The following is a 23,594-nucleotide window of genomic DNA, read 5'->3' as shown; positions in this document are numbered from 1 at the left end:
CCTCGTCGGCCGGTGGCGTTCCTGCTAGGGTAGCCGCCCGCATTCCCCACGCTCCGTTTGCCATGCCTGAACTACCCGAAGTCGAAACCACCCGCCGCGGCATCGAGCCGCACCTGCTCGGCCACCGCGTCAGCCGCGTGATCGTGCGCGAGCGCCGCCTGCGCTGGGCGATTCCCGAGGACCTGGACGTGCGCCTCTCCGGCCAGCGCATCGAGTCGGTCGAGCGGCGCGCCAAGTACCTGTTGATCCACGCGGAGCAGGGCACCCTGATCGCCCATCTGGGGATGTCCGGCAGCCTGCGCCTGGTCGACCCGTCGCTCGCGGTCGGCAAGCACGACCATGTCGACGTGCTGCTCGATTCGGGCATGGCGCTGCGCTACACCGATCCGCGCCGCTTCGGTGCGCTGCTCTGGAGCGACGACCCCCACGCCCACGTCCTGATCGCCGGGCTCGGCCCGGAACCGCTCGGCGAGGCCTTCGACGGCGATCGCCTGTACCGGCTGTCGCGCGGGCGCAGCATGGCGGTCAAGCCGTTCATCATGGACAACGCGGTGGTGGTGGGCGTCGGCAACATCTACGCGAGCGAGGCGCTGTTCGCCGCCGGCATCGACCCGCGGCGGCCAGCCGGCAGCATCTCGAAGGCGCGCTACCTGAAGCTGGCCGTGGAGATCAAACGGATCTTGGCGATGGCCATCGAGCGCGGCGGCACCACGCTGCGCGATTTCGTCGGGGGCGACGGCAAGCCCGGCTACTTCCAGCAGGAGCTGTTCGTCTATGGACGAGGCGGGGAACTGTGCAAGACCTGCGGCGGGACGCTGCGCGAAATCCGCCTGGGACAACGCGCCAGCGTGTATTGCGCGCGTTGCCAGCGCTGAGGGGAAAGGCGATCGATGGCCGATTTTCCCGTCCGGTCGTTGACGGCGTTCACGTTGGTAAGCCGTGCGCCGCTGTTATAGTTGGCGGCACTACAACTCATCGCCACGCTCTGCACAGCTGAAGGACCACACCATGAAACTGTTCCGCTCGACCGCCGTTGTCTTGGCACTGACCACTGGCCTGATGGCACTGCCGGCCCAGGCGGCAGAAGTGGTGAACGCTCCCCAGAACGCCAGCGGCGATCCGATGTACACCGTCGAGGCGCCCAAGGCCTTCTCCATGATCGGCGACCTGCTGATCGCCCGTCCGCTGCTGATCGGCGCTACCGTCATCGGTGCCGGCGCGTTCCTGGTCAGCCTGCCGTTCACCGCGCTGGGCGGCAACGTCGGCGAAGCCGGCAAGGCACTGGTGGTCGAGCCGGGCAAGGCGGCGTTCGTGCGCTGCCTGGGCTGCACGGGCGAGGGTTACCAGAACTGATTTCCGAGCGCCTGCCGCAATCGATGCGCAGGCGCTTCTTTCCGCTCCAGGGTTCGGTCGAACCTGTCGCGATCCAGGCCTGAGCCTGCCTTCTCCAGCACCTTCGCGTGCTCCCGCTGTTTGCCTTCCAGACGCCGCTCCACCAGGCGTGCCCAGCGAGGCGCCCCCGCTAGAACAACTTCAGCGGTTCTTCGGCCAGTGCCGAGAGCTGTTCGCGCAGGATCAGCACCTGGTCGCCCCAGTAACGTTCGCTGCCGAACCAGGGAAAGCTCATCGGGAAGGCCGGATCGTCCCAGCGGCGCGCCAGCCAGGCGCTGTAGTGCAGCAGTCGCAGCGCCCGCAGCGCTTCGATCAGTGGCAGTTCGCGCGGCGAGAAGTCGTGAAACTCCTGATAGCCCTCAACCAGTTCCGCCAGCTGGCTCATGCGCTCGTGGCGCTCGCCGGCGAGCATCATCCAGAGGTCCTGCACCGCCGGGCCCATCCGGCAGTCGTCCATGTCGACGAGATAGAAGGCATCGTCCCGCCCGAGGATGTTGCCGGGATGCAGGTCGCCGTGCAGGCGGATCGGCGTGTACGGCGTGGCCGCGAAGACCTCGTCGATGCGGGCGAGCAGGTCCCGGGCGACCGACGCGTAGGCCGGGCGCAGGCTGGCGGGGACGAAGTTGCCGTCGAGCAGGGTGGCGAGCGAGTCATGGCCGAAATGGCGCGGCAGCAGGCTTTCGCGATGCTCGAAGGGCCGCGCGGAGCCCACCGCGTGCAACCGGCCCAGCAGCTGGCCGAGACGATAGAGCTGGTCCAGGTTGCCCGGCTCCGGTGCGCGGCCTCCGCGTCGGGGAAACAGCGTGAAGCGGAACCCGGCGTGCTCGAACAGTGATTGCCCATCGCGCATGAGCGGTGCGACCACCGGCACCTCGCGCTCGGCCAGCTCCAGGCTGAAGCGATGCTCCTCGAGGATGGCCTCGTCGCTCCAGCGCCCGGGGCGATAGAACTTGGCGATCAGCGGCGTTTCGTCCTCGATGCCGACCTGATAGACGCGGTTCTCGTAGCTGTTGAGCGCGAGTACCCGGGCATCGCTGAGGTAGCCGAGGCTCTCCACCGCGTCGAGTACCAGGTCGGGCGTGAGGGTATCGAAGGGATGGGACATGGGCGTCTCCGCGGGCGTGGCCGGTCAGTGTATTGCAACCAGATGTTTGCACAACCGCGGTGCATCCAGGCACTGCCGTTCAGGGGCGGCTCAGTCGCCCGGTTTCGGCGTGCGGGCCAGGCAGTAGACATCCACCCGGGCGGCGCCGGCGCGCTTGAGCAGCCGCGCCAGCGCCTCGGCGGTCGCGCCGGTGGTCAGCACGTCGTCGACCAGCGCGAGGTGGCGACCCCGTATCGTCCCGGCCGAACCCAGCGCGAAGGCCTGGCGAAGGTTGCGCCGGCGCGCCGCGGCGTCGAGCTGCTGTTGCGAGGCGGTGTCCTGGGTGCGTACCAGCGAGTGTTCGTCGACCTCGATGTCCAGCGAACGGCCCAGCCAGCCGGCCAGCATCTGCGCCTGGTTGAAGCCGCGCTCGCGCAGGCGCTTGTGCGACAGCGGGACCGGCAGCAGTGCATCCGGCCGCGCCAGCCCCTCGTCGAAGGCGTGGCTCAGGTGCAGTCCCAGGCGCTGCGCCAGCAGACGGCCGAGCGGCCAGCGTGCCTGGTGCTTGAAGCGGGTGATCAGCGCATCGACCGGAAAGGCGAAGCGCCATGGCACCTCGACGTGATCGAAAGCCGGCGGGCGCTTGAGGCAGGCGCCGCACGCCAGCCCACGGGTGGGCAAGGGCAGCGCGCAGATCGCACAGCGGCCGCCGAGCCAGGGGAGGTCGGCCTCGCAAGGACTGCACAGGGCCTGGCCGGCTTCGCTCGGTTCGTCGCACAGCAGGCAGAAGTGTTCATTATTTAGCCAGTTGTTCACCATGATTCCATTCCTGGTTGACAGCCTGTCGGGGTTGGCTAACCATTTCGCATCCGTGTCAGGCACCACTCTATTACAAGGACTGCCCATGAGCGCCACTTCCGCTTCCGCCCTGCGCCACGATTGGCGCCTCGATGAGGTCAAGGCGCTGTTCGAGCAGCCCTTCAACGATCTGCTGTTCCATGCGCAGACCGTCCATCGTCAGCACTTCGATGCCAACCGCGTGCAGGTGTCCACCCTGCTGTCGATCAAGACCGGCGCCTGTCCCGAAGACTGCAAGTACTGCCCGCAGTCCGGCCACTACAACACCGGCCTGGACAAGGAAAAGCTGATGGAGGTGGAGAAGGTGCTCAAGGCCGCGGCCGAAGCCAAGGCCATCGGCTCGACCCGCTTCTGCATGGGCGCGGCCTGGAAGCATCCGTCCGCCAAGGACATGCCCTACGTCCTGAAGATGGTCGAAGGCGTGAAGGCGCTGGGCCTGGAAACCTGCATGACCCTCGGCAAGCTCGACCAGGAGCAGACCAAGGCACTGGCCGCAGCGGGGCTGGACTACTACAACCACAACCTCGATACCTCGCCTGAGTTCTACGGCAACATCATCACCACCCGCACCTACGCCGATCGTCTGGAGACGCTGAGCTACGTGCGTGACGCGGGCATGAAGATCTGCTCCGGCGGCATCCTCGGCATGGGCGAGTCGCTGAACGATCGCGCCGGCCTCCTGATCCAGCTGGCCAACCTGCCCGAGCATCCCGAGTCGGTGCCGATCAACATGCTGGTGAAGGTCAAGGGCACGCCGCTGGCCGACGAGCAGGACGTCGACCCCTTCGATTTCATCCGCATGCTCGCCGTGGCGCGAATCATGATGCCGAAATCCCATGTGCGCCTGTCGGCCGGCCGCGAGCAGATGAACGAGCAGATGCAGGCGCTGGCCTTCTTCGCCGGTGCCAATTCGATCTTCTACGGCGAGAAGCTGCTGACCACCGGCAACCCGCAGGCCGACAAGGACATGCTGCTGTTCAAGCGCCTGGGCATCCAGCCCGAGGCCCGCGAGGAGCACGACGACGAAGTGCACCAGGCCGCCATCGAGCAGGCCCTGGTGGAGCAGCGCGATTCGAAGCTGTTCTACGACGCCACCGCCTGATGCCCATGGTGGATGAGCTGCGCGTCATCCACCCTACGCCCTGGAAGTTATAAGCCGGAAGCTTGAAGCGGTTCGGCGTGGCTTCCCGCTTCAGGCTTCCAGCTGAGAGCTTCGTATGCCCTTCGATCTCGCTTCCCGCCTCGCCGCCCGCCGGGCCGAACACCTCTACCGCCAGCGCCCGCTGCTCCAGGCCCCGCAAGGGCCCGAGGTCGTGGTCGATGGCGAGGCGGTGCTGGCGTTCAGTTCCAACGACTACCTGGGGCTGGCCAACCACCCCGAAGTGATCCGCGCCATGCAGCGGGGCGCCGAGCGCTGGGGCGTCGGCGGCGGTGCCTCGCATCTGGTCGTCGGCCACAGCACGCCGCACCACGAACTGGAGGAGGAGCTCGCCGACTTCACCGGGCGGCCACGGGCGTTGCTGTTCTCCACCGGCTACATGGCCAACCTCGCCGCCGTCACCGCGCTGGTGGGGCAGGGCGACACCGTGCTGGAGGACCGCCTCAACCACGCGTCGCTGCTCGATGCCGGCCTGCTGTCCGGCGCGCGTTTCTCGCGCTACCTGCACAACGACGCCCCGAGCCTGGCCAAGCGCCTGGAGAAGGCGACCGGCAACACGCTGGTGGTGACCGACGGGGTGTTCAGCATGGACGGCGATCTGGCCGACCTGCCCGCCCTGTGCGCCGCCGCGAAGGCCCGTGACGCCTGGGTGATGGTGGATGACGCCCACGGCTTCGGCCCGCTCGGCGCGACCGGCGGTGGCATCGTCGAACACTTCGGGCTGGGCATCGACGACGTGCCGGTGCTGGTCGGCACCCTGGGCAAGGCGTTCGGCACCGCGGGTGCCTTCGTGGCCGGCAGCGAAGAGCTGATCGAGACCCTGATCCAGTTCGCCCGGCCCTACATCTACACCACCAGCCAGCCACCGGCGGTGGCCTGCGCGACCCTGAAAAGCCTGGAGCTGCTGCGGGGCGAGAGCTGGCGACGGGCGCATCTGAACCGGCTGATCGCACGCTTTCGCCAGGGCGCGGCGGACATCGGCCTGACCCTGATGGACAGCCCGACGCCGATCCAGCCGATCCTGGTCGGCAGCAGCGAGCGCGCCCTGCGTCTTTCGGCGCTGTTGCGCGAACGCGGCATCCTGGTCGGTGCGATTCGCCCGCCGACGGTCCCGGCGGGCAGCGCCCGGTTGCGGGTGACCCTGACGGCCGCCCACAGCGAGGCGCAGGTGGAACGTCTGCTGGATATCCTGGCCGAATGCTGGAACCGACTGGCCCAGGAGGCCTTCGAGAATGCGTAACCGACTGATTCTGCTGCCTGGCTGGGCCTTTGGCGAGGCGGCGCTGGCCCCGCTTCGCGACGCGCTGCTCGAGCGCGACTCCCACCTGCAGGTCGATATCCTGCCGTTGCCCGACCGGGCAGAGCCTGCCGAGTGGCTCAAGTCGCTCGATCCGCAGATCCCCGATGGCGCCTGGCTCGCCGGCTGGTCGCTGGGCGGCATGCTGGCGGCGCGCCTGGCGGCCAGCCGTGCCGAGCGTTGCCGTGGGCTGATCGGCATCGCCAGCAACCTTCGTTTTCGCAGCAGCGAACAATGGCCGACGGCGATGCCGGCCGAGATCTTCGATACCTTCCACCAGGCCTTTGGTCTCGATCCCGAGCTGACCCTCAAGCGTTTCACCCTGCTGGTCAGTCGTGGCGCCTTCGATCCGAAGACCCTGGCCCGCCAGCTGCAGGTCTCCCACGCGGCCATGAGCCCGGCCGCCCTGGACGCCGGCCTGCAACTGCTCGCGCACCTGGACAACCGCGACGTGCTGGGTGCCTTTGCCGGGCCGCAGCTGCACCTGTTCGCCGGTCGCGATGCGCTGGTGCCGGTCGCCGCTGCCGACGCGCTGCAGGCCGAAGTGCCGGATGTGGACATCCGCATCGTGGATGACGCCAGCCATGGCCTGCCGCTGGAGCAGCCCGATACCGTCGCGCGGCTGATGGTTCGATTCATGCGCGAGGGCGAAGATGGCTGAGATGATCGCGGAGCGACCTGTGGTCAGCGCGCCCGGCTTGCCCGACAAGCGCGAGGTGGCCGCGTCGTTTTCCCGGGCGGCGGCCAGCTACGATGCCGTCGCCCAGCTGCAGCGCCAGGTGGGCGAGGCCTTGCTCGAATCCCTGCCCAAGGGCGGCATCGAGCGCTGGGTCGACCTGGGCTGCGGCACCGGTTACTTCAGTCGCCAGCTGGCGCAGCGTTTCCCCGCCGCCGAAGGGCTGGCGCTGGATATCGCCGAGGGCATGCTGCGGCACGCGCGCCTGCAGGGCGGGGCGCAGGATTTCGTCGCCGGCGATGCCGAGGCGCTGCCGCTGCGCGACGGCTCGGTCGATGTGCTGTTTTCCAGCCTGGCAGTGCAGTGGTGTCCGGATTTCGCCGCGGTGCTCGGCGAGGCCCGGCGGGTGCTGCGTCCGGGCGGGGTGTTCGCCTTCACCAGCCTTTGCGCCGGCACGCTGCAGGAGCTGCGTGACAGCTGGGAGCAGGTCGACGGTTTCGTCCACGTCAATCGCTTCCGCCGTTTCGAGCAGTACCAGGCGCTGTGCGGGGGCAGCGGCCTGCGGGCGGCGCAGCTCGAGCAGGTGCCCCACCGGCTGTTCTTCCCCGATCTGCGGCGGCTGACCCACGACCTCAAGGCGCTCGGCGCCCATAACCTCAACCCCGGGCGCCCGGGTGGACTGACCGGCCGGGCGCGCATGCGGGCGCTGATCGAGGCCTACGAACACCTGCGCCAGCCCCAGGGCCTGCCGGTGACCTATCAGGTCGTCCAGGGCCTCTTGCTGAAGGAGGCCTGAGCATGGCCGCGGCGTTTTTCGTCACCGGTACCGACACCGAGGTCGGCAAGACCACCATTGCCGCGGGGCTGCTCCATGCCGCGCGGCTTGCCGGGCTGAGCACGGCGGCCGCCAAGCCGGTCGCCTCGGGCTGCGAGCGCACCGCGGCCGGCCTGCGCAACGCCGATGCCCTGGCGCTGCTGGGCGAATGCACGCTGCCGATGGGCTATGAGCAGGTCAATCCGTTCGCCTTCGAGCCAGCCATCGCGCCGCATCTGGCCGCTCGGGAAGCCGGGGTCGAGCTGAGCGCCGGAGGGCTCGCAACGCCGGTGCGGGCGATGCTGGGGCTGGCGGCCGATTTCAGCCTGGTGGAGGGTGCCGGAGGCTGGCGGGTGCCACTGTCGGGGCGGCAGAACCTGTCCGATCTCGCCGTTCTGCTGGGCCTGCCGGTGATCCTGGTGGTGGGCGTGCGCCTGGGCTGCATCAACCACGCGCTGCTCACCGCCGAGGCGATAGCCCGTGACGGGCTGCCCCTGGCGGGCTGGGTCGCCAACATCGTCGATGCGCAGACCTCGCGTCTCGAAGAGAACCTCGGCACGCTGGCCGACCGTCTGGATGCGCCCTGTATCGGGCTCGTGCCGCAGCTTGCGGCGGCGACGCCATCGGTCGTCGCGCCACATCTGGATCTGGGGCAGTTGCGGGTCGGCTAGGCGCCGGCCCGGCCGGTTTCCATCAGTTCCTTGAACCGGCGCAGGTCCTGGCTGACCTCGAAGCCGGACAGGGTGCTGAAACCCTTGGCCAGCGCATAGCCGATCTGGCCGCCGGGCACTTCGTGGGCGATCACCGCCTGGATTTCGGTACCGCTGCCGTTGGGCGCATCGCGGAAGGTCACCCAGCCGAGGTTGCGGATCGGCGCGTCGGCCTCGGACATCCAGGCCAGGCGTTCGCCGGGCACGTCCTCGGTCACGTAGGTGTCCCATTCGAGGGTCTTGTCCGTCATCGGCAGTCGGGCGACCCAGTGCGCGTGGTGGTCGTCGCGAGCCTCGACCCGCTCGATGAACGCCATGAAGGTCGGCATGTGGCTGAAATCGCGCCAGTAGGCGTAGACCTCGTCGCGGGGGCGATTGACCGTGATGCTGCACGACAGCGCCTTGGCACTGCTCCAGCGGTTCTCCTCGGCCACCTGCTTCTCATAGTCGCTCGGCGACAGGGCGCGTTTGGCGGCGCAATGGCCCGAGCCACCCCGGGCGATCGCCATGCCGCCCAGCGCGATTCCCACCAGGCCGAACAGGCCGCCGCTGCGCAGGCCGCGCCCGACGAGCCAGCCGCCGATCAGCCCTGACGCCAGGCGTTCGAGGCCGTGGACGTTCGGCGCCTGGGCCATTTCCGCGTCGAGGCGCTGTGCGAGCAAAGGTGATTTCGATCGGTTCATGTCGTGCTCCGGGCAATGGATACTGCTAGAGAGGACTGCCGCCGAGGCGCTGGCGTTCCTGTGCAGCAGTGACTGAATGTGGCGCTGGGTATAAGGGAAGGCGGGTTGATTCCGTTATGTCTCTGGCGTCAACGGAACGACTCTGCTTCAATAATGGCCAGACGATTCCATCCCGGGTACCGCCATGCAGATCTCCAACAGCCTGTTCTCCTACGGAGTGACCGCCATCAACGCGGGCCAACAGCGCGTCGAGCAGGCCGCAGGGCGTATCGCCGGAGCATCGGTTCCGGACAACAGCGACGCTCCCAGCAGTGCGGAACTCGCCTTGCAGCTGGTCGAGCTGCAGCAGGGCCGCTACGACGCCCAGATCGGGGCCCGCCTGGTGCGCAGCGCCGACGAAGTGCTCGGTACGCTGATCGATACCCGCGCCTGACCTTTCAGCGCCTCTTTCTTCTTCTCCTTTCGAATCCAGGGCGCCCGGCCATCGCCGGGCGCCCTGTCATGCCTTGCATATCCTGATATCTGCCGATAAACGGAAAGGGGGTGCCTGCTTGACATCCCTCAGGCCTAAACGTATGTTTCAAACGCCTGTTTGACCCCTTCGGCCTGCTGCCGACCGGTCAATATCCGAACCTGAAGCGACCGGCCAGCCGGTCATCTGATCAAAAGAACTCACCGCTGAGGTTTACGCTATGCCTGATTACAAGGCCCCCTTGCGCGATATCCGCTTCGTACGTGACGAGCTGCTCGGCTACGAGGCGCACTATCAGAGCCTTCCGGGTTGTGAAGACGCGACGCCGGACATGGTCAATGCCATTCTCGATGAAGGCGCGAAGTTCTGTGAGCAGGTGATCGCTCCCCTCAACCGTGTCGGCGACATCGAGGGCTGCACCTGGAGCGAGTCGGGCGTGAAGACGCCGACCGGCTTCAAGGAAGCCTACAAGCAGTTCGTCGAAGGCGGCTGGCCGAGCCTGGCCCACGACGTCGAGCACGGCGGCCAGGGCCTGCCGGAGTCCCTCGGCATGGCCGTCAGCGAGATGGTCGGCGAAGCCAACTGGTCCTGGGGCATGTACCCCGGCCTGTCCCACGGTGCGATGAACACGCTGCACGCCCACGGCACGGCCGAGCAGCAGCAGACCTACCTGACCAAGCTGGTGTCCGGCGAGTGGACCGGCACCATGTGCCTGACCGAGCCGCACTGCGGCACCGACCTGGGCATGCTGCGTACCAAGGCCGAACCCCAGGCCGATGGCAGCTACAAGGTGACCGGCACCAAGATTTTCATTTCCGCCGGCGAACACGACATGGCCGACAACATCGTCCATATCGTACTGGCCCGCCTGCCCGATGCGCCGGAAGGCACCAAGGGCATCTCGCTGTTCATCGTGCCCAAGTTCCTGCCGAACGCCGAGGGCGGCGTGGGTGAGCGCAATGGCGTGTCCTGCGGCTCGCTCGAGCACAAGATGGGCATCCACGGCAACGCGACCTGCGTGATGAACTTCGACGGCGCCACCGGCTTCCTGATCGGCCCGCCGAACAAGGGCCTGAACTGCATGTTCACCTTCATGAACACCGCGCGCCTGGGCACTGCGCTGCAGGGCCTGGCCCATGCCGAGATCGGTTTCCAGGGCGGTATCCAGTACGCCCGCGAGCGCCTGCAGATGCGTTCGCTGACCGGTCCGAAAGCGCCGGACAAGGCCGCTGACCCGATCATCGTGCATCCGGACGTACGCCGCATGCTGCTGACCATGAAGGCCTTCGCCGAGGGCAACCGCGCGATGCTCTACTTCGCCGCCAAGCAGGTGGACATCGTCCAGCGCAGCGCGGACGAGGAGCAGCGCAAGGCCGCCGATTCCATGCTCGCCTTCCTGACCCCGATCGCCAAGGCGTTCATGACCGAAGTGGGCTTCGAGTCCGCCAACCACGGCGTGCAGATCTATGGCGGCCACGGCTTCATCGCCGAGTGGGGCATGGAGCAGAACGTGCGCGACAGCCGCATCTCCTGCCTGTACGAAGGCACCACCGGCATCCAGGCGCTCGACCTGCTCGGCCGCAAGGTGCTGATGACCCAGGGCGAGGCGCTCAAGGGCTTCACCAAGGTCGTGCACAAGTTCTGCCAGGCCAACGAAGGCAACGAGGCGGTGAAGGAATTCGTCGAGCCGCTGGCCAAGCTGAACAAGGAGTGGGGCGACATCACCATGAAGGTCGGCATGGCGGCCATGAAGAACCGCGAAGAAGTCGGTGCCGCCTCGGTGGACTACCTGATGTACTGCGGTTATGCCTGCCTGGCCTACTTCTGGGCCGACATGGCGCGGGTGGCCGCGGAGAAGCTGGCCGCCGGCACCGCCGAGGAAGGCTTCTACAAGGCCAAGCTGCAGACGGCGCGCTTCTACTACAAGCGCATCCTGCCGCGTACCCGCACCCACGTCGAAGCCATGCTGTCGGGCGCCGACAACCTGATGGACATGGACGAAGAACACTTCGCCCTGGCGTACTGAGTCCTTCGGACGCGTAAAAGAACCGCTGCGCAGGCAGCGGTTTTTTTTTCGCCTGTTTCACGCGCGGGACAAGAAAGGTGTACAGCTGAGCGAATGCAGGCAAAATGCCGCTTTCCTGGCCGTCCGCCGGAGTACCCGTGCCCCGTTCAGCCGCCGCGCGCTTCAGTCATGTCCTGCCGCCCTTGGGATTGCTGGCGGTCGGGCTGTTGACGGCACGTCGGCCCGTGCTCAACGAGTTTTTCGTTTCCCTGTTCAACGTGCTGCCGACCGTGCTGGTGCTGATGGGCGGCGCGTTGTGCCTGGGTTACGGGCGGCTGCGCGAGCTGTTTCTGCTGCTCGTGGTGTACATCGCCTATTTCCTGCTCGACACCCAGGCCGACCATTACCGGGCCACCGGCACGCTGCTGCCCGAGGCGGCGTTGACCTTCCATCTGTGCAGCCTGCTGCTGCCGCTGCTCTACGGCGTCTATGCCCTTTGGCACGAGCGCACCCATCTCCTGCAGGACGGCCTGGCGCGCGCCGCCGTGCTCCTGGTGGTGGTCAGCCTCGCGTTCGCGCTGGGGCGGCGCTTTCCCGAAGCCGTGCACGAATGGCTGGTGACGGTTCGCTGGCCCGCGCTGCAGGCCGACTGGCTGCAGCTGATCCAGCTGGCCTATCCGCCGTTCCTGCTCGGCTTCGTCGCGCTGGCGGTGCAGTACTGGCGAAGACCCCGTGCCCTGCACGCGGCGCAACTGGTGGCCTTGCCCGGGTTGCTGCTGATGCTGCCGCAGGTGTTCAGCCGGCCGGGCGCGCTGAACGTGCTGACCAGCCTGACGATGCTGATCCTGGTGGTCGCCATCGTGCAGGAAGCCTACCTGATGGCGTTTCGCGACGAGCTCACCGGCTTGCCGAATCGGCGGGCGCTCAACGAGCGGTTGCAGCGACTCGGCCGGCAGTATGTGATCGCCATGGCGGACGTCGACCATTTCAAGTCGTTCAACGACACCCACGGGCATGACGTGGGCGACCAGGTGCTGCGCCTGGTCGCCAGCCGGCTGCGCAGGATCGGCGGTGGCGGAAGGGCCTACCGCTATGGCGGCGAGGAATTCACCCTGGTCTTCCCCGGCCGCGACCTGCAGGCCTGCCTGCCCCATCTGGAAGACATCCGGCTGGCGGTGGAAGGCTATGCCCTGCAGCTGCGCGACACGGCCAGCCGGCCGAAGAGCGACGAGCAGGGTCGGCAGCGCCGCGCCGGCAAGACGGCGAGCCAGGTCTCGGTGACGATCAGCATCGGCGTGGCCGAGCGACAACCCTCGCAGCGCAACGCCGAAGAGGTCATCAAGGCCGCCGACAAGGCGCTCTACAGTGCCAAGAGCGCCGGGCGAAACTGCGTACGCGCCCATGGCGAGAACCGCCGCGGTGCGGTGCGCGCGCCGCGCGAGCCGGCCTGACGAACCGGTGGTTATGGCGGCGCATTCAGCGCCCATGATGTGATTGTTGACCCCGCTCCCCAGCAGTAGGTTGCCGGCTGGATAACTGCCCGGCGCTGCCTTCTGGAGAACAACAACATGCCCGAGTACAAGGCTCCCCTGCGCGACATGCGCTTTCTGATCGACGACGTGTTCGATTTCCACGCCAGCTATGCCGCCATCGGCGCCGAGGATGCGACCCCGGACATGGTCGGTGCGATCCTGGAGGAGGGCGCCAAGTTCTGCGAGCAGGTGCTGGCGCCGCTCAACCGCAGCGGCGACGAGGAAGGCTGCCATTTCGACAATGGCGTGGTGACCACGCCGAAGGGCTTCAAGGAAGCCTTCGCCCAGTACGCCGAGGGCGGCTGGATGGGGCTGGCCTCGACGCCCGAGTATGGCGGCCAGGGTCTGCCGCACTCGCTGGGCCTGGTGATCGGCGAAATGGTCGGCTCGGCCAACACCTCCTTCGGCATGTACCCGGGGCTGACCCACGGCGCCATGGCCGCCATCGGCGCCCACGGCAGCGAGGCGCAGAAGTCCACTTACCTCAGCCGCATGACCGAGGGCCGCTGGACCGGCACCATGTGCCTGACCGAGCCCCACTGCGGCACGGACCTGGGGATCATCAAGACCCGTGCGGTGCCCGAGGCCGACGGCAGCTACGCCATCAGCGGTACCAAGATCTTCATCTCCGCCGGCGAGCACGACCTGGCCGAGAACATCGTGCACCTGGTGCTGGCCAAGCTGCCCGACGCACCGGCCGGCACCAAGGGCATCTCGCTGTTCATCGTGCCCAAGTTCCTGCCCGATGCGGCCGGCAATGCCGGCGAGCGCAACGCGTTGGCCTGCGGCTCGATCGAGCACAAGATGGGCATCAAGGCCTCGGCCACCTGCGTGCTCAACTTCGACGGCGCCCGCGGTTTTCTCATCGGCGAACCGAACAAGGGCCTCAACTGCATGTTCACCATGATGAACCATGCGCGCCTCGGCACCGGCATGCAGGGGCTGTGCAACGGCGAGGCGAGCTACCAGGGCGCGGTGAAGTACGCCCAGGAGCGCCTGCAGATGCGCTCGCTGACCGGTGCGAAGTTTCCCGACAAGCCTGCCGATCCGATCATCGTCCACCCGGACGTGCGGCGCATGCTGCTGACCATGAAGGCTTTCAACGAGGGCAACCGCGCGCTGGCCTATTTCACCGCGCAGCTGCTCGATCAGCTGCACAGCCCCGAGGCGGGCAAGCGCGAGGAAGCCGAGGCGCTGCTGGCCTTCCTCACGCCCATCTGCAAGGCCTTCATGACCGATACCGGACTGGAGGTCACCAGCCTCGGCATGCAGGTGTTCGGCGGCCACGGCTACATTCGCGAGTGGGGCATGGAGCAATTGATGCGCGACTGCCGCATCGCCCCGATCTACGAAGGCACCAATGGCATCCAGGCGCTCGACCTGCTCGGCCGCAAGGTCCTGGGCAGCCAGGGCAAGCTGATGCTGGGCTTCACCAAGCTGGTCCACAGGTTCTGCCAGGCCAACGCCGAACATCCCGAACTCAAGGGACAGGTCCAGCGGCTCGCCGAGCTGAACCAGGACCTGGGGGCGATCACCGCCCGCATCGGCATGGCGGCGATGAAGAACGCCGACGAGGTCGGCGCGGCTTCGGTCGACTACCTGATGTACTGCGGCTACCTGGTCCTCGGCTATTTCTGGCTGCGCATGGCGGTGGTCGCCCAGGCCAAGCTCCAGGCCGGCGAGGGCGATGCGGCCTTCTACCAATCGAAGATCGTCACCGCCGAGTTCTATTTCAGCCGTCTGCTGCCGCGCACCGCGGCCCACCGGGCGTCGATCGAGGCCGGCGGCGAGACGCTGATGAAGCTTGCGGCCGACCAGTTCGTCTTCTGAGAAAAGGCAGCGCCACAAAGCCCGCTTCGGCGGGCTTTTTCATGGGTGACCGGCCTGGAAGAGGCGGAACCGATTGGTCACAACTAGACGCTTCGGGCGCCTGTCGGTGTCGGCTAGACTCGGGAAAACGCTGCGGCCAGCCGGCCCGGCGCCACGATCTGCGAGGCTCTCTCCATGGCTGATTACAAAGCACCGCTGCGCGACATGCGTTTCGTCCTCAACGAGGTTCTCGAGGCTCCGGCCCTGTGGCAGAGCCTGCCGGCACTGGCCGAGGTGGTCGATGCCGATACCGCCGAAGCCGTCCTTGAGGAGGCCGGCAAGATCACCGCCAATTCCATCGCCCCGCTCAACCGCTGCGGCGACGAAGAGGGCTGTCGCTGGAACGATGGTGTGGTCAGCACCCCGGCCGGCTATCCCGAGGCCTATCGCCTGTACGCCGAAGGCGGCTGGGTCGGCGTCGCCGGTGATCCGGCGTTCGGCGGCATGGGCATGCCCAAGGCGATCTCCGCCCAGGTCGAGGAAATGATCAACTCGGCCAGCCTGGCGTTCGGCCTGTATCCCATGCTGACCTCCGGCGCCTGCCTGTCGATCCACGCCCACGGCAGCGAGGCGCTGAAGGAAAAATACCTGCCCAACATGTACGCCGGCGTCTGGACCGGTTCGATGTGCCTCACCGAACCCCATGCCGGCACCGACCTGGGCCTGATCCGCACCAAGGCCGAGCCGCAGGCCGACGGCAGCTACAAGGTCAGCGGCACCAAGATCTTCATCACCGGCGGCGAGCACGACCTGGCCGAGAACATCATCCATCTGGTGCTGGCCAAGCTGCCGGACTCGCCGGCCGGCTCCAAGGGCATCTCGCTGTTTCTGGTGCCCAAGGTCCTGGTCAACGAAGACGGCTCGCTGGGCGAGCGCAACGCGCTGTCCTGCGGCTCGATCGAGCACAAGATGGGCATCCAGGCATCGGCCACCTGCGTGATGAACTTCGACGGCGCCACCGGCTGGCTCGTCGGCGAGCCGAACAAGGGCCTCGCCGCGATGTTCACCATGATGAACTACGAGCGCCTGGGCGTCGGCATCCAGGGCCTGGCTACCGGCGAGCGTTCCTACCAGAGCGCGGTTGAATATGCCCGTGAACGCCTCCAGAGCCGGGCGCCGACCGGAGCGGTGGCGCAGGACAAGGCGGCCGACCCGATCATCGTCCACCCCGACGTGCGCCGCATGCTGCTGACCATGAAGGCGCTCAACGAAGGCGGGCGGGCGTTCTCCAGCTACGTGGCCCTGCAGCTGGACATCGCCAAGTTCAGCGAAGACCCGGCAGCGCGCGAACGCGCCGAAGCCCAGGTGGCCCTGCTGACCCCCGTGGCCAAGGCGTTTCTCACCGACATGGGGCTCGAAACCACCATCCACGGCCAGCAGGTGTTCGGCGGCCATGGCTTCATCCGCGAATGGGGCCAGGAGCAGCTGGTGCGCGACTGCCGCATCACCCAGATCTACGAGGGCACCAACGGCATCCAGGCGCTGGACCTGATCGGCCGTAAGGTGGTCGGCAGCGGCGGGGCGCTTTACCGCCCGTTCTCCGAGGAGATTCGCAGCTTCATCGCCAACGCCCCGGCCGAGCAGCGCGAATTCACCGAACCCCTGCGCCTGGCGCTGGACAACCTGGACGAGCTGACCGCCTGGGTGCTGGACCGGGCCAAGGGCGATCCCAACGAGATCGGCGCCGCCTCGGTGGAGTACCTGCACGTGTTCGGCTATACCGCCTATGCCTACCTGTGGGCGCGGATGGCGGCGGCGGCGCTGGGCAGGACGGGCGACGATTTCTATGTCGCCAAGCTGGGCACCGCGCGTTTCTACTTCGCCCGATTACTCCCCAGGATCCATTCGCTCAGCGCCTCGGTGAAGGCGGGAAGCGAATCGCTCTACCTGCTGGAAGCCGCGCAGTTCTAAGGATATCGGCTTAATCTGAGGGCATATTGAAATTATTTGGCCATGTTTCGGAACGTTTCAGCCATCACCCCGGTCATAGATGTGCACGTTGAGTAAGCCATTACTTACAGGCCTGAGCCACGGAAGGTTCCCTGTAAGCAATCGCTTACAAAGACTGCCGCAGTTGGCTGCTATTCGTTCAATGAACGGGTCGTTAATCTTCTGCTCATGGACTTCGCGCAGGAAGCGCACCTATCAACAGGGACAAGCACTGGAGATGCGCCAGGACGGCGCAAGACTAAGGAATGTCAGGATACAGTCTGCAAAGCCCCGCTTCGGCGGGGTTTTTCTTTTTCTGCGGTCCGGAAACAGGGTTGGGATTAGTCCCCACGAATTAACCCTGCCTACAGCAGCTGCCTCAGGCTGCTGGGCACGAGGCCCGTCCAACGCTTGAACGAACGCCGGAAGTTGGTGGTGTCGTTGAAGCGCAGGTAGGCGGCCACTTCCTCGTTGGTATACCCCTTGGCCTGGTAGAGATGAATCGCCACGTGCGTGCGCACGAGGTCGAGCTGTTCCTGGAAGTGGGTGCCGTGCTTTTGCAGCCGCCGCTTGAACGACGACGGGCTCATGCCGAAGGCCAGCGCCACGCGCTCCAGGTTCAGCGCCGAGCGGATGTGCTCGCGCAGGTGATCGTGCAGCTGATCGATAAAGCTCGCCGACCAGCCCAGGGCATCGAGCTGGGCCTGTGCGCCCTGCTGCGCGACGCCGCCCGCGGTGCTCGAGGCATGAGGCCAGCGGCGATGCAGGTATTCGCGCGGCAGGCTCATCCGGTTCAGCGGCTGGTCGAACCTCAGCTGCTCGCCCAGATGCACCCAGTACTGCTCCACCTGGCGGGGCTGCGGATGGGCGAGATGGAAGCGCCACGGCAGGGGTTCCCCCGAAAGCCGGCGCGCCATCGACACCACGGCGGTCATTCCCGCCTCCAGCACGAAACGCTGCTGCGCACCGCTGCCGCAACTGTCCAGCCAGTAGAGATGCGCCTGTTGCTCGTCGCACAGCAGGTATGGCCGCAGCAGCGGGCTGAGCACGGCGCGAAAGCGGCACAGATGGTCCAGCGCCTGCTGCAGGTCCAGCGCATGCAGCAGCGCATGGCTGGCCTCGCCATAGTGCCCCGGCAGCAGACGCTGGCCGAACAGGAAGCTGCTGTCGGCCGCGCCCAGCAGGCGTTCGGCATTGCCGATCAGCGTGAGGAACTGCCGGGGGCTGACCCGTGCCTGGCCCCGCACGATGTCCTCGTGGAACAGCTCGCAACCGCGCAGCAGGCAATGGCTGTCGATCCCGCGCGACAGCGCCAGATCGATCAGCGTGGCGGGCTGATAATGCGCGGCGATGAAGCGACTGTCGCAGTCGTAGCCGGCGGCGATCGGCGTTTCAGGCACAGCGGGCCAGCCCCTGCTTGGCCCGGGCGATGCCCAGGTTCAGCCGTTCGAGCAGGCGCTCCGGGGTTTCGTCGAAGGCCATCACCGTCGCGACGCTGGCGCTCAGCTGCAGCCGCTCGCCGTGTTGCCGGCTGCGATGGGCCAGGCTCGCCACGGCCTGCCTGAGTTCCTCGGCGATCTGCCGGGCCTGGCTTTCGCCGGTGGCTGGCAACAGGGCGACGAAGCGATCGCCGGCCAGCCGGCAGAGCAGGTCCTGCTGGCGCAGGTTGAGCAGCAGCAACTGGGCGGTGGCCTGCAGCACCTCGTCCCCCTCGGCATGGCCGAAGCGGTGGTTGATCGCACTGAAGTCGTCGAGGTCGATGGCCACCAGCGACAATGGCTGTTGCAGCTGGCGGGCCTGCTGCAGGGCCAGCTGCACCTGCTGGCGCAGGTATTCGGCCGCGCCCAGCGGCGTCAGCTTGTCGAACAGGCGATGCTCGCGGAACAGTCGCTCGCGCTTGCTCATCTGCAGGTTGATCGCCTGCTGTTCGCGGTGCCAGTGAAAGACGCCGGCCGTGAGCAGCAGCAGGCCGATCGGCATCGGCGCGGTTTCCAGCCAGTTGGTCCAGGCGACCGAGTCGGGCAGGCGGATGAATTCGTCCAGCGTATCCATCCACCAGGACAGGAAGATGCAGCACAGCCCGAGGGCGAGCAGTCGGGTGACGCGTCCGGCCGGGCGGCTGTGCAGCAGCATCGTCAGCCACAACAAGGCGAGCAACGCCGAGCCACCTTCGCCGGCGACATCCATCCAGTCGATCTCGGCCCAGGTCTTGATGTCGCCGACGGCGAGGTAGATCTGCAGGCCGAGGTTGGCGGCCACGGTCAGTCCGATCAGCGTCAGCGAATGCAGTTTCAGGAAGGATCTCATCGGCTCTCCAGTAGGGCGCGCGTGCGCCAGCCGTCACGGAAGCACAGGGCCATGACGCTTCGGTGACAGCGCGGGGGGTCGAATCGGACCAGTGCTTTTTCACCCTCGTCGGCACCCGATGGGCCATGGGGGCGCCCGGGTGTTGCGGCAGTGGCCGTCGAGGAGCGCGCAAGGGGCCGCGCCGAGCGCTGCGACAGGTCGTTTCGGCTCAAAAAAGCCACTCCGCATGCCGCTGGAAGGCCGGAGCGGCGTTCATGGCCGGTTGCCGTCACCGAAGTGTCATCGGGCGTTCCTACCGTTCGCCTCCATTGCCGGCGCCGTGCCGGGGGACGCAAGGGAGGCTATGGCCATGAAGGTTCAGCGCAAGGCGGGTTTCAGGATCAGCATTCTGGCGGTGGCGATCGCCACGTCGATCAACAGCGGCTGGGCCGCCGAGGAGGTCGAGCACCTGGACGTGATCGGCCAGGCCGCGAGCATCGACGCGGCGCTCAAGGACCAGCGCAGCTCCGACAGCGTCAGGAGCGTGGTGCACGCCGACGCCATCGGCCAGCTGCCCGATGACAACGCCGCCGAGGCGCTGCAGCGCATCCCCGGGCTCTCGGTCGAGCGAGACCAGGGCGAAGGCCGCTTCGTCAGCGTGCGCGGGATCGGCCCCGACCTCAACAGCGTGACCATCAACGGCACCCTGGTGCCGGCGCCGGAAAGCGGCCGTCGCGCCGTGGCGCTGGACGTGCTGCCCGCCGAACTGGTGCAGTCGCTGTCGGTGGTCAAGACCCTGACCCCGGACATGGACGCCAACTCCCTCGGCGGCACGATCGAGGTTCAGAGCCTCTCGGCGTTCGACCATGACGGGCTGTTCTACACCTTCAGCGGCGAGGGCAGCTACGACGACAACACCGACCGGAGCAGCCCGAAGTTCTCCGGCGCCATCAGCGAGCGCTTCAGCCTGGGCGACGGGGTGGACAACTTCGGCGTGGCCGCCGCGCTGAGCTGGCAGAAGCGCGACTTCGGCTCCGACAACGTCGAGACCGGCGGTGCCTGGGACTTCGAGAACGGCGCCCGCCTCGAGGAGGTCGAACAGCGTGACTACCGCATCACCCGTGAGCGCACCGGGTTCGGCCTGAACTTCGACTACAAGCCCGACGACGTCTCCAGCTACTACCTGCGCACCCTCTACAGCCGCTTCAAGGACACCGAGACCCGCAACGCCGCCGGGGTGGAGTTCGACGATGCGCAGCTGCCCGGCGAACTGGGCGATGCCGAGGGCTGGCGCGAGCTGAAATCGCGCGAAGAGACCCAGGAGATCAAGTCCTACGTGTTCGGTGGCGAGCGGCAGATGGGGCTGTGGACGCTCAACGGCCAGGCCGGCTACAGCCGTTCGAGCGAGCGCAATCCCGGTGGCATCGCGGGCGCCACCTTCGTCGGCGACTTCACCGATGCCGGCTACAGCGGCACCCGCAAGCCGCGTCTGGTGGTCGACCCCTCGTTCTACGACCCGGCCAGCTTCACCCTCGACGAGGTCGAGTGGGAGAAGACCGATACCACCGACACCGAGAAGAACATCAAGCTCGACCTGGCCCGCGACTACCTGCTCGCCGGCTACGCCTCGCAGCTCAAGTTCGGCGGCAAGCTCAGCCGCCGCGACAAGGACAACGACACCGACGTCTGGGTCTACGACAACTTCAACACCATCGGCATGGACGGCTTCCAGCGCGGCCAGGTGGATTACGCGCTGGGCCGTTTCGGGCCGGGGCTGAGCGCGGGCGCCATCGAACGCCTGATCGGCGGGCTCGACCGCGACGCCTTCCACGACGCCGAGGAGTCGCGCTGGAACGACTTCCGGATGAGCGAAGACATCAACGCCGCCTACCTGATGAACACGATGGACATCGACGACTGGCGACTGATCGCGGGCCTGCGCTACGAGGGCACCCGTTTCGAAGCCAAGGGCACCGGCATCCGTGACGGCGCCTTCGAGGCGGCCCAGAGCAGCAAGCGCTACGACCACTGGCTGCCGGGCCTGCATGCGCGCTATCAGCTGGACCCCGACACCCAGCTCCGTGCGGCCTGGACCAACACGGTGGTGCGGCCGACGTTCGGCCAGCTGGCGCCGGGCTTCGTGATCGACGGCAACGACGCCGAGTTCGGCAACCCGAACCTCAAGCCGCTGGAGTCGATGAACGTCGACCTGGGCATCGAGCACTACATGGGACGCGCGGGCGTGGTCTCGGCCTTCGCCTTCTACAAGGACATCGACAATTTCGTCTACGACACCGACCTGGCCGGCACTGGCGACTGGGCCGGTTTCGACGAGGCGCTGAGCTACGCCAACGGCGACAAGGCCAGGCTCTACGGCATCGAGCTGGCCTACTCGCAGAAATTCAGCTGGCTGCCGGCGCCCTGGGACGGCCTGCTGCTCGGCGCCAACGCCACCTTCAGCCGCTCCGACGCCAAGGTCCGAGGCCAGGGCTTGAGCCGCAGCATCGACCTGCCGAACCAGTCCGACACGGTCGGCAACCTGATGCTCGGCTGGGAGAACGACCGGCTCAGCCTGCGCCTGTCGGCCAACTACAAGTCCGACTACCTGATGCAGGTCGCGGCGATCGACGATCCGGCCCACGACCTCTACGCCGACAAGCAGCTGTTCGTCGACTTCAGCGCCGGCTACTTCATCACCCCCGGGCTGCAGCTGACCTTCGAGGCGCAGAACCTCACCGACGAGTCCTACTACGTCTACACCGGCCGCCGCGCCTACAACGCCCAGTACGAAGAGTACGGCCCGACCTATCGGCTCGGCCTGACCTTCACCCACTTCTGATCCCGGAAGGCGCCCACCGCCGCGTGGGCGCCGCTCGTCAAAAGGATTTACCGCTCGATGAACCTTCCTTTTTCCCGCCAGCCGCTCGCGCGGGCACTGCTGGCCAGTTTCGCCCTGCTGGGCGCGCCGGCCGGCGCCGCTGTTGCGGCCCCGCTGAAGAGCGAACCCTGGCAGGCCGCCGAACCGATGCGCATCGAGGCCGCCCAGCTGTTGGCCGACGACCGCTTCTGGCCCGGCGCCGATCGGCTGGCGACCAGCAAGCGCCAGGGGCTGCGCCTGCTTGACGCCGCCGGCGCCACCCTGAGCGCGCTGCCCGGGACCTTCGGCGCGCTCGACCACCGCGCCTCCGCCGATGGGCTGCTGGTGGCGACCGTCGACGTCGACCGTCAGCAGCCGGTGCTGCTCGCGCTTTCGGCCCGCGACCGCAGCTGGAGCGATCCGGTGTACCTGCCGCGTCCCGACTTCAAGGTCGACGGGCTGTGCCTGTATCGCGACCAGGGCGACAACGCCTTCCTCTTTCTGGTCGGCGAGGAGGGCATCGGCGAGCAGTGGCTGGTGGCCACGGCGCAGACGCCCTTGCGCGAGCCGCTGCGGGTGCGGCGCCTGAGCCTGCCGCCGGCCAGCGAGTACTGCCAGGTCGACGACCGCGACGAGTTGCTCTACGTGAACGAGGAAGCGGTCGGCCTCTGGGCCTACGCGGCGCATCCAGAAGCCGATCTGGTCCGCCAGCCGGTCGCCCTGGTGCAGCCCTTCGGCGACATCGCCGAGGCCCTCGCCGGCGTCGCCGTTGTGCCGGGCGCGGTGCTGGCGCTCGACCCCGCCGCCGGCGCCCTGCATCGCTACCGCCGCGACGGCCAGCGCTGGCAGGCCGAACCGGCGCTGCAACTGGTGGGCCTGGCCGAGCCCGAACAGCTCAGCGCGCGTCTCTCCGGGCAGGGCCTGGCCCTGTCGATCGGCGATGACAACGGCCAGCACCGTGCGCTGCTCGACTGGCGGCCGGAGGCTCCCCGGGCCGCAGCGCCCCTGCCGGTGCTGCCGGCCCAGGTGCAGACCGAGCCGGTGCCGAGCCTGGGCGATGCGGCCGATGACCCGGCGATCTGGATTCACCCGAAGGACCCGGCCGCGAGCCGCGTGCTGGGCACCGACAAGCAGGGTGGGCTGCAGGTGTACGACCTGCAGGGCCGCGCGCTGCAGGATTTGCGGGTGGGTCGCCTGAACAACGTCGACGTGCGTCCGGGGTTTCGCCTGGGGCAGGCCACGGTGGACCTCGCCGTCGCCAGCCATCGCGATCACAACGGCCTGCAACTGTTCGCCATCGACCGCAGCAGCGGCGAGCTGAGCGACCTCGGCTGGCTGCCCACGCCGCTGGACGACATCTATGGGCTGTGCCTGTTCAAGGATGCCGCCGAGGCGATCCACGCCATCCCCAACGACAAGAGCGGACGCTTCCTGCAGTACCGCCTCGACGGTCGCAGCGGGAAGGTCGAGGCCGAGCTGATGCGCGAATTCGCCACCGCCAGCCAGCCCGAAGGGTGCGTCGCGGATGACCGCAACCAGCGCCTGTTCATTGGCGAGGAAGACGTCGCGGTCTGGACCCTCGATGCGCGCGGCGACGCGCCGGCGGTGCTGGAGAAGGTCATCGACGCCGGTGCCGAGGTGCAGGCCGACATCGAAGGGCTGGCCTTCTACCGGGGCGAGGGCGGCGACTATCTGGTGATTTCCAGCCAGGGCAACGACAGCTTCGTGGTGCTCGACGGGCAGGCGCCCTATGCGGTGCGCGGCGCCTTCCGCATCGGCCTGAACGCCGAGCGGGGCATCGATGGCGTCTCCGAGACCGACGGGCTGGAGGTCACCTCGGCCAACCTCGGCGGTATCTGGAGCCGGGGCATGCTGGTGGTCCAGGACGGGCGCAAGCGCATGCCCGAGGGTCGGCAGAACTACAAGTACCTGCCCTGGAGCGCCGTCGCCGAGGCGCTGAAGCTGCCCTAG

19 protein-coding genes are annotated in these 23,594 nt (G+C 67.4%); 14 read left to right on the top strand and 5 right to left on the bottom strand.

Features of this window, described 5'->3' with window-relative positions:
- The first annotated feature begins 62 nt into the window (after positions 1-62).
- Both mutM and DN824_RS07940 read left to right on the top strand, forming a co-directional pair.
- On the top strand, positions 63-875 hold the full coding sequence (gene mutM / locus DN824_RS07945; RefSeq protein WP_138407812.1) for a bifunctional DNA-formamidopyrimidine glycosylase/DNA-(apurinic or apyrimidinic site) lyase: 813 nt from the start codon (positions 63-65) through the stop codon (positions 873-875).
- A gap of 133 nt (positions 876-1,008) precedes the next feature.
- Positions 1,009-1,353 carry a multidrug transporter gene (locus DN824_RS07940; protein ID WP_138407811.1) on the top strand — a complete coding sequence of 115 codons (345 nt, stop codon included), beginning with the start codon at positions 1,009-1,011 and terminating at the stop codon, positions 1,351-1,353.
- 169 nt (positions 1,354-1,522) lie between these two features.
- Here DN824_RS07940 and DN824_RS07935 read toward each other — a convergent pair whose 3' ends face one another.
- Positions 1,523-2,497: a serine/threonine protein kinase gene (locus DN824_RS07935; RefSeq protein ID WP_138407810.1), complete on the bottom strand. Its 975-nt coding sequence runs from the start codon at positions 2,495-2,497 to the stop codon at positions 1,523-1,525.
- Between the two features lie 90 nt (positions 2,498-2,587).
- A complete protein-coding gene (locus DN824_RS07930) occupies positions 2,588-3,295 on the bottom strand; it encodes a ComF family protein (protein ID WP_138407809.1) in 708 nt (235 codons plus the stop codon).
- Between the two features lie 85 nt (positions 3,296-3,380).
- Between DN824_RS07930 and bioB the strand changes: the two genes are divergently transcribed.
- The 5 genes from bioB to bioD all read left to right on the top strand — a co-directional run bounded on the left by bioB (position 3,381) and on the right by bioD (position 7,951).
- Positions 3,381-4,436: a biotin synthase BioB gene (bioB, locus tag DN824_RS07925; RefSeq protein ID WP_138407808.1), complete on the top strand. Its 1,056-nt coding sequence runs from the start codon at positions 3,381-3,383 to the stop codon at positions 4,434-4,436.
- 115 nt (positions 4,437-4,551) lie between these two features.
- Positions 4,552-5,733, top strand: a complete 1,182-nt coding sequence (gene bioF / locus DN824_RS07920) for an 8-amino-7-oxononanoate synthase (RefSeq protein WP_138407807.1) — start codon at positions 4,552-4,554, stop codon at positions 5,731-5,733.
- Positions 5,678-6,451 (top strand): alpha/beta fold hydrolase, encoded by a 774-nt coding sequence (locus DN824_RS07915; RefSeq protein WP_158295347.1) that lies wholly within the window; start codon positions 5,678-5,680, stop codon positions 6,449-6,451. Before bioF ends, DN824_RS07915 begins: the two co-directional genes overlap by 56 nt.
- A 1-nt stretch (position 6,452) precedes the next feature.
- On the top strand, positions 6,453-7,262 hold the full coding sequence (gene bioC / locus DN824_RS07910) for a malonyl-ACP O-methyltransferase BioC (RefSeq protein ID WP_414718403.1): 810 nt from the start codon (positions 6,453-6,455) through the stop codon (positions 7,260-7,262).
- A gap of 2 nt (positions 7,263-7,264) precedes the next feature.
- Positions 7,265-7,951, top strand: a complete 687-nt coding sequence (gene bioD / locus DN824_RS07905; RefSeq protein WP_138407804.1) for a dethiobiotin synthase — start codon at positions 7,265-7,267, stop codon at positions 7,949-7,951.
- Here the strand turns inward: bioD and DN824_RS07900 are convergent.
- Positions 7,948-8,673, bottom strand: coding sequence for an SRPBCC family protein (locus DN824_RS07900; protein ID WP_138407803.1), 726 nt, complete (start codon positions 8,671-8,673; stop codon positions 7,948-7,950). The two genes, bioD and DN824_RS07900, sit on opposite strands and share 4 nt — an antisense overlap.
- A gap of 184 nt (positions 8,674-8,857) precedes the next feature.
- Between DN824_RS07900 and DN824_RS07895 the strand changes: the two genes are divergently transcribed.
- From DN824_RS07895 to DN824_RS07875, 5 genes are all read left to right on the top strand, one after another.
- Positions 8,858-9,106, top strand: coding sequence for a hypothetical protein (locus tag DN824_RS07895; protein WP_138407802.1), 249 nt, complete (start codon positions 8,858-8,860; stop codon positions 9,104-9,106).
- 259 nt (positions 9,107-9,365) lie between these two features.
- A complete protein-coding gene (locus tag DN824_RS07890; RefSeq protein WP_138407801.1) occupies positions 9,366-11,171 on the top strand; it encodes a phenylacyl-CoA dehydrogenase in 1,806 nt (601 codons plus the stop codon).
- A gap of 104 nt (positions 11,172-11,275) precedes the next feature.
- Positions 11,276-12,601, top strand: coding sequence for a GGDEF domain-containing protein (locus tag DN824_RS07885; RefSeq protein ID WP_414718400.1), 1,326 nt, complete (start codon positions 11,276-11,278; stop codon positions 12,599-12,601).
- Between the two features lie 117 nt (positions 12,602-12,718).
- On the top strand, positions 12,719-14,512 hold the full coding sequence (locus DN824_RS07880) for an acyl-CoA dehydrogenase C-terminal domain-containing protein (protein ID WP_138407799.1): 1,794 nt from the start codon (positions 12,719-12,721) through the stop codon (positions 14,510-14,512).
- Between the two features lie 174 nt (positions 14,513-14,686).
- Positions 14,687-16,462 (top strand): acyl-CoA dehydrogenase C-terminal domain-containing protein, encoded by a 1,776-nt coding sequence (locus DN824_RS07875; RefSeq protein WP_138407798.1) that lies wholly within the window; start codon positions 14,687-14,689, stop codon positions 16,460-16,462.
- 383 nt (positions 16,463-16,845) lie between these two features.
- Here the strand turns inward: DN824_RS07875 and DN824_RS07870 are convergent, their stop codons facing one another.
- Complete coding sequence (locus DN824_RS07870; RefSeq protein WP_138407862.1) at positions 16,846-17,865, bottom strand: AraC family transcriptional regulator; 1,020 nt, start codon at positions 17,863-17,865, stop codon at positions 16,846-16,848.
- 7 nt (positions 17,866-17,872) lie between these two features.
- On the bottom strand, positions 17,873-18,787 hold the full coding sequence (locus DN824_RS07865) for a GGDEF domain-containing protein (RefSeq protein ID WP_138407797.1): 915 nt from the start codon (positions 18,785-18,787) through the stop codon (positions 17,873-17,875).
- A 349-nt stretch (positions 18,788-19,136) separates the two neighbouring features.
- Here DN824_RS07865 and DN824_RS07860 point away from each other — a divergent pair, with 349 nt between their 5' ends.
- Positions 19,137-21,605: a TonB-dependent receptor gene (locus tag DN824_RS07860; protein ID WP_138407796.1), complete on the top strand. Its 2,469-nt coding sequence runs from the start codon at positions 19,137-19,139 to the stop codon at positions 21,603-21,605.
- Between the two features lie 57 nt (positions 21,606-21,662).
- On the top strand, positions 21,663-23,594 hold the full coding sequence (locus DN824_RS07855; RefSeq protein WP_138407795.1) for a phytase: 1,932 nt from the start codon (positions 21,663-21,665) through the stop codon (positions 23,592-23,594).

The organism is Stutzerimonas nosocomialis (assembly GCF_005876855.1).
GTDB classification, from domain to species: domain Bacteria; phylum Pseudomonadota; class Gammaproteobacteria; order Pseudomonadales; family Pseudomonadaceae; genus Stutzerimonas; species Stutzerimonas nosocomialis.
The sequence above is the reverse complement of the archived record's forward strand: the minus strand, read 5'-3'. Positions and strand labels throughout refer to the sequence as shown.